We start from the raw sequence: 5,436 nt of genomic DNA on the forward strand, positions 1-5,436 counted from the left end.
TTCCTAACCTGTTACCTATTGGATGTGCTTTTTGTCCCATTTCTGTTAATTAGTTTGAGTTTCAACGTTTTTACTATCTACTATCAAAGTTACGTGGTTTGAACGTTTACGTATTCTGTAACCGCGTCCTTGAGGTGCTGGTCTTAATCTTTTTAACTGACGACCACCGCCTACCATTATCGTTTTCACGTATAATTGGTTTTCTTCAGGGCGAGAACCTTCATTTTTAGTTTCCCAGTTTTTGATAGCCGATAATAATAGTTTCTCAACTCTTATTGCTGCTTCTTTATTGGTAAACTTTAAAATATGTAAAGCTTTCTCAACACGCTCACCTCTGATAAGATCTACAACCAAACGCATTTTACGTGGTGAGGTTGGACAATTGTTTAATTTCGCTACTGCTTCCATCTCTTAATTATTTTTTCTTTTCAGAGTGACCCCTAAATGTTCTGGTTGGAGCAAACTCTCCCAGCTTATGACCAACCATGTTTTCTGTTACGTATACCGGTATAAATTTATTACCGTTGTGTACTGCAAATGTATGACCCACAAAATCTGGTGAAATCATTGATCTGCGTGACCAAGTTTTAATTACAGACTTCTTGCCTGAATCATTCATAGATACTACTTTCTTCTCTACGTTATGGTCAATATAAGGTCCTTTTTTTATCGAACGAGCCATTATTTCTTCCTTTTCTCTATGATGAAACGATTTGAGTATTTTTTAAGTGTACGGGTTTTGAAGCCTTTAGCATACATACCGTTCCTTGAGCGAGGCTGACCTCCTGATGAGCGACCCTCACCACCACCCATAGGGTGATCGACTGGGTTCATCGCTACTGGACGTGTTCTTGGACGACGTCCCAACCAGCGGCTGCGACCTGCTTTACCTAATACCTCATTTGCATGATCTGAATTGGAAACTGCTCCTATTGTAGCCAAACATGCAGTCAAGATTAATCTTGTCTCACCTGAAGGCATTTTCAATGTAGCATATTTACCATCACGAGCTGCTAATTGTGCATAAGCACCTGCACTACGTGCTAACTGTGCTCCACGGCCTGGATGAATCTCTACATTGTGCACAATAGATCCCAAAGGAATATTGGCCAATTTAAGAGTGTTTCCTACCTCTGGAGTAGCTGTTTCTCCCGAAACTACTGTTTGTCCTACTTGCAACCCTTCAGGTGCAATAATGTAACGCTTCTCGCCGTCTGCATAATGTAATAGTGCAATACGTGCGGTACGGTTTGGATCGTATTCAACAGTAGCTACTGTTGCAGGAATATCAAATTTCTCACGTTTAAAGTCAATCAAACGATAAGATTTTTTGTGACCACCACCCATGTAGCGCATAGTCATCTTTCCTGTATTGTTACGTCCTCCCGATTTCTTAGAAGATACAACCAATGATTTTTCGGGCTTGGTTGCTGTAATCTCCGTAAAACTGGCACCAACTCTAAAGCGGGTTCCCGGAGTAACTGGTTTAAATTTTCTTAAGCCCATAGTTATAAATAATTCAATTCTTATTAAATATTCGCGTAATAATCTATTGTTTCACCTGCTTTCAAGGTTACAATAGCTTTTTTATATTTCGGGGTACGACCACTAACTAATCCACCTTTAGTATTTCTAGATTTAAGTTTACCATTTACTACCATTGTATTGATAGCTAAAATGTTAACACCATACATCTTTTCAATAACTTGCTTAATCTGCAATTTATTTGCTTTATGATCTACTTGAAAAGTAAAGCGGTTAGATTTTTCTGTTAATGCCGAAGCTTTTTCTGTTAATATTGGTTTTCTTAAAAGTTCCATATTACTTGGCAAATGCCTCCTCCAATGTTTTAAGAGATTCAGTCGTCAACAAAAGCTTACCGCAATTTAATACATCATAAGTATTCAATTGATCTGCAGTAATAACTTTAGCTTTCTGAATGTTTCTGCTTGATAAATAGATATTGTTATTTTGTGAAGGTAAAACCAACAATGTCTTTTCGCCAGCTAAATTTAATGCGCTAACTAAGTTCAAGTAGTTTTTAGTTTTGATTGAATCAAAAGTGAAACCTTCTAAAACCACAACACTTTGATCTTGTGCTTTGTATGATAATGCAGACTTACGAGCCAACACTTTCAGTTTCTTATTCAATTTAAAACTATAATCGCGTGGTTGAGGACCAAATACACGACCACCACCATTAAACAATGGAGATTTAATACTTCCGGCACGAGCACCACCAGTACCTTTTTGTTTATATAATTTACGGGTTGAACCTGCAATCTCATTACGTTGTTTAGACTTGTGAGTACCTTGACGTTGATTAGCCAAATACTGTTTAACATCTAAATAAATTGCGTGGTCAACAGGCGTTATGCCAAATACCGACTCAGGAAGCTGCACCTTGGCACCTGTCTCTTTTCCTGAAATGTTTAATACTTTAACTTCCATCTGCTTACTTATCTAAGATTACGTAAGAACCCTTAGCTCCTGGTACGGAACCACTAACTACAACTAGATTTTGATCAGCATAAACTTTCAAAACTTGTAAGTTCTGAACTTTTACTCTATCTCCACCCATTCTTCCCGCCATACGCATGCCTTTAAATACACGTGAAGGATAAGAAGCAGCACCTAATGAACCTGGCGCACGCATTCTGTTATGCTGTCCGTGAGTTTGACCACCAACACCGCCGAAACCATGGCGTTTAACAACACCTTGGAAACCTTTACCTTTTGATGTACCAACTACATCCACAAAATCTCCTTCGTTAAAGATGTTTACCGTTACAGTATCACCTAAATTTAACGATTCTTCAAATGGCTCAAATTCAACCAATTTACGTTTTGGAGTGGTGTTTGCTTTCGCAAAGTGCCCTTTTAGAGGCTGAGTGGTGTTTTTTTCTTTAGCTTCGTCGAAACTCAACTGAACTGAAACGTAACCGTCTTTTTCTTCGGTCTTTACCTGTGTAACTACACAAGGCCCAGCTTCGATCACCGTACAAGGAATATTCTTTCCCTCGGCGTCGAAAATGCTGGTCATTCCTACTTTTTTTCCAATAATACCTGACATTTTCTATTTTAATTTAACACCCATCGAAGCAGTAGGGCTTCGTTCAAGGTGGATACACATCCCTATTAAGGGAGGGCAAAAATAAGAAAGAAATCTTAATTTTCAAATAGTTAGCTCATTATTTTTTCAAATAAATGCAAAAAAATAATTACATGCGGTAACGTGCAATTAAAACAACATTTACCCAACCAACTTATTACTTAAACTAAATAGAATTACACATAAAACGAATGCTCCAATCAAAACGTATAAATAATCACGCTCAATTAAGAAGCTAAAAATCGAAAAAACCACGCGCATGATTGGTGTAAATATCAGCAAGAGAACTCCAAATTGAATAATAGCACTCCCTTTTAAATGCCCCAATCCTATAAAAATATCTGATACAGTAGAGAAGCCGGCCTTAACAGAATCAAAATGGCTATAGTTTACCATTTCAGAATGATTAAAGGCAAGGTACACCAAACCTCCTATAAAAACCACTGTCATAGAAGCAATTACACCAACCCTAAGTAATGTCCCAAGGATGATCTGAATATCCCTGTCTGCAAAGAAGTTCTTCTCTTCACTCATAATCTACCAGTTAATCCATTATAAATCATTTGCAGCGCCAAAAAAGCAACAACAACAGCAAAGATAATTTTAAGTTTATCTGTTTTAGTCTTTACCAATATTTTCGAGCCAACCGTTGCTCCTGTTAAAACACCTAGTGCCACAGGCATCGCAATTCCCGGATCAATCTGTCCTCTATGTAAATATACGATAGCACTGGCCGCCGCAGTAACCCCCATCATGAAATTACTTGTAGTAGTAGATACCTTAAAAGGGATACGCATTATGTTATCCATTGCAATAACCTTTAGTGCTCCGGAGCCAATTCCAAGCAATCCGGAAATTATACCCGCAACAAACATCATCAAAAAACCACCAATCACATTATGCACTGCATAATTTTGCATACCGTTTTCTGTCGGATAAGTACCGTTCAATTTTAAAAAAACTGCTAATCTCCCCGATGTATCATTATCAGAATGGTCAATTTTTTTCCTTATCATCATTACCGCCGAGAACAACAGAATAAGACCAAAAATTATTGCAATATAGCTGGGGTTAATATATACTGTAACAACTGCACCTATAATTGCGCTTATTGTGGTAGCAATCTCCAGGAACATCCCAATTCGAATATTGGTGATCCCCTCTTTTACATAAGCAGCCGCAGAACCTGACGAGGTAGCTATAACGGAGATAATTGAAGCTCCTATTGCATAGTGAATATCAACACCCAATACCAGGGTCAACAATGGAATGATAATTACCCCTCCCCCCAAGCCGGTAAGAGACCCAACTAATCCGGCCAAGAAAGCTCCCAGCAAGACAATAATTGTAAATAGTAATACCGACATTGCTGCAAATATACTATCTCCAAACAAAACACAATAAAATTAAAATATGAATGTTAAATTAGGGGTGAATCACTTGTGAAACCGCAAACTGAATAAACAACTACCAATATTTAAAAACAAAATACCATCAATGAGAAAAATCTTACTACCAATCATCACTATTCTATTAATTAATTTTACGGCTCAAGCGCAGTTAAAAGCGGATACAAGTAAAATTGATCCCTCTTTAAGGGGGCAGTACCAGCTTCTGCTGTCAAAATCTAAAACCTTAAATGGCTATAAATTAGTAAATCCATCCAGGTTATCGGTATTCTGGCAAAATGTGAGAGATAGTTTAAACACAGATCGCAAACAATTAGTGATAACAAGAAAAAAAATCGAGGATCAAGGAAAAGAGATCTCAGATCTAAAAAAGCAAATTTCTGGCACAGAATCATCACTTGCCAATTCCAATGCTAAGTTAAATGAGATCAGCTTTCTTGGAATAGGTTTTACCAAATCAAACTATAACCTGGTTGTATGGGGCCTAATAATTGCCTTAGGCGCAGCTTTGGCTATTATCATATTAAGATCAGCTAAGCATATCCATGAAGCCAAATACAGAAGCACCTTATATGATGAGATATCACAAGAATATCAAAACTATAAAGTTAAGGCTAATGATAAAGAGAAAAAGCTGGCCAGAGAACTGCAGGATGAACGTAATAAACTGGACGAGCTTAAAAATCGCGGTAAATAAACAATTTGCTGCAATAACAAAAAAGCCCTTGAAAATAAATTTCAAGGGCTTTTTTGTTAACCGTTAAAGTATAGTTATACTTTAATTTCTACTTCAACACCGCTAGGTAATTCAAGTTTCATTAAAGCATCAACTGTTTTAGAGTTAGAGCTATAAATGTCTAACAAACGTTTGTATGCGCATAATTGAAACTGCTCACGTGCTTTTTTGTTCACGTG

General features: G+C 37.3%; 10 protein-coding genes. 1 reads left to right on the top strand and 9 read right to left on the bottom strand.

The features are described from left to right. Positions 1–45 precede the first annotated feature (45 nt). From rplV to AC1DDX_RS22580, 8 genes are all read right to left on the bottom strand, one after another. Positions 46–408 (bottom strand): 50S ribosomal protein L22, encoded by a 363-nt coding sequence (gene rplV / locus AC1DDX_RS22545; RefSeq protein ID WP_037442604.1) that lies wholly within the window; start codon positions 406–408, stop codon positions 46–48. A gap of 7 nt (positions 409–415) precedes the next feature. Beyond that, on the bottom strand, positions 416–682 hold the full coding sequence (gene rpsS, locus AC1DDX_RS22550) for a 30S ribosomal protein S19 (RefSeq protein ID WP_008244581.1): 267 nt from the start codon (positions 680–682) through the stop codon (positions 416–418). Then, positions 682–1,506, bottom strand: coding sequence for a 50S ribosomal protein L2 (rplB, locus tag AC1DDX_RS22555; protein WP_048907443.1), 825 nt, complete (start codon positions 1,504–1,506; stop codon positions 682–684). Before rplB ends, rpsS begins: the two co-directional genes overlap by 1 nt. Before the next feature lie 23 nt (positions 1,507–1,529). Further along, positions 1,530–1,820, bottom strand: a complete 291-nt coding sequence (gene rplW, locus AC1DDX_RS22560; protein WP_172661516.1) for a 50S ribosomal protein L23 — start codon at positions 1,818–1,820, stop codon at positions 1,530–1,532. A 1-nt stretch (position 1,821) separates the two neighbouring features. After that, on the bottom strand, positions 1,822–2,451 hold the full coding sequence (gene rplD, locus AC1DDX_RS22565; protein WP_048907445.1) for a 50S ribosomal protein L4: 630 nt from the start codon (positions 2,449–2,451) through the stop codon (positions 1,822–1,824). Between the two features lie 4 nt (positions 2,452–2,455). Continuing rightward, positions 2,456–3,073: a 50S ribosomal protein L3 gene (rplC, locus tag AC1DDX_RS22570; RefSeq protein ID WP_048907446.1), complete on the bottom strand. Its 618-nt coding sequence runs from the start codon at positions 3,071–3,073 to the stop codon at positions 2,456–2,458. A gap of 180 nt (positions 3,074–3,253) precedes the next feature. After that, entirely contained in the window at positions 3,254–3,646 is a 393-nt protein-coding gene (locus tag AC1DDX_RS22575; RefSeq protein ID WP_337717214.1) for a DUF1634 domain-containing protein, read from the bottom strand. Further along, entirely contained in the window at positions 3,643–4,479 is an 837-nt protein-coding gene (locus tag AC1DDX_RS22580; protein WP_172661518.1) for a sulfite exporter TauE/SafE family protein, read from the bottom strand. The genes AC1DDX_RS22575 and AC1DDX_RS22580 overlap by 4 nt, the downstream gene beginning before the upstream one ends. Before the next feature lie 130 nt (positions 4,480–4,609). On the opposite strand from AC1DDX_RS22580, the gene AC1DDX_RS22585 reads away from it, so the two are divergent. Next, positions 4,610–5,218 carry a hypothetical protein gene (locus tag AC1DDX_RS22585; RefSeq protein WP_172661519.1) on the top strand — a complete coding sequence of 203 codons (609 nt, stop codon included), beginning with the start codon at positions 4,610–4,612 and terminating at the stop codon, positions 5,216–5,218. 74 nt (positions 5,219–5,292) lie between these two features. Here the strand turns inward: AC1DDX_RS22585 and AC1DDX_RS22590 are convergent. Beyond that, positions 5,293–5,436, bottom strand: a 144-nt coding sequence (locus AC1DDX_RS22590) for a 30S ribosomal protein S10 (protein WP_477622633.1), incomplete at its 5' end; no start/stop codon positions are given.

The sequence above is a fragment of the Pedobacter sp. 10L46_2 genome (genome assembly GCF_056395165.1).

Bases quoted from the DNA above. Each gene is read 5' to 3' on its own strand.
- rplV (WP_037442604.1), bottom strand. From the start codon at position 408: ATGGAAGCAGTAGCGAAATTAAACAATTGTCCAACCTCACCACGTAAA.
- rpsS (WP_008244581.1), bottom strand. From the start codon at position 682: ATGGCTCGTTCGATAAAAAAAGGACCTTATATTGACCATAACGTAGAG.
- rplB (WP_048907443.1), bottom strand. From the start codon at position 1,506: ATGGGCTTAAGAAAATTTAAACCAGTTACTCCGGGAACCCGCTTTAGA.
- rplW (WP_172661516.1), bottom strand. From the start codon at position 1,820: ATGGAACTTTTAAGAAAACCAATATTAACAGAAAAAGCTTCGGCATTA.
- rplD (WP_048907445.1), bottom strand. From the start codon at position 2,451: ATGGAAGTTAAAGTATTAAACATTTCAGGAAAAGAGACAGGTGCCAAG.
- rplC (WP_048907446.1), bottom strand. From the start codon at position 3,073: ATGTCAGGTATTATTGGAAAAAAAGTAGGAATGACCAGCATTTTCGAC.
- AC1DDX_RS22575 (WP_337717214.1), bottom strand. From the start codon at position 3,646: ATGAGTGAAGAGAAGAACTTCTTTGCAGACAGGGATATTCAGATCATC.
- AC1DDX_RS22580 (WP_172661518.1), bottom strand. From the start codon at position 4,479: ATGTCGGTATTACTATTTACAATTATTGTCTTGCTGGGAGCTTTCTTG.
- AC1DDX_RS22585 (WP_172661519.1), top strand. From the start codon at position 4,610: ATGAGAAAAATCTTACTACCAATCATCACTATTCTATTAATTAATTTT.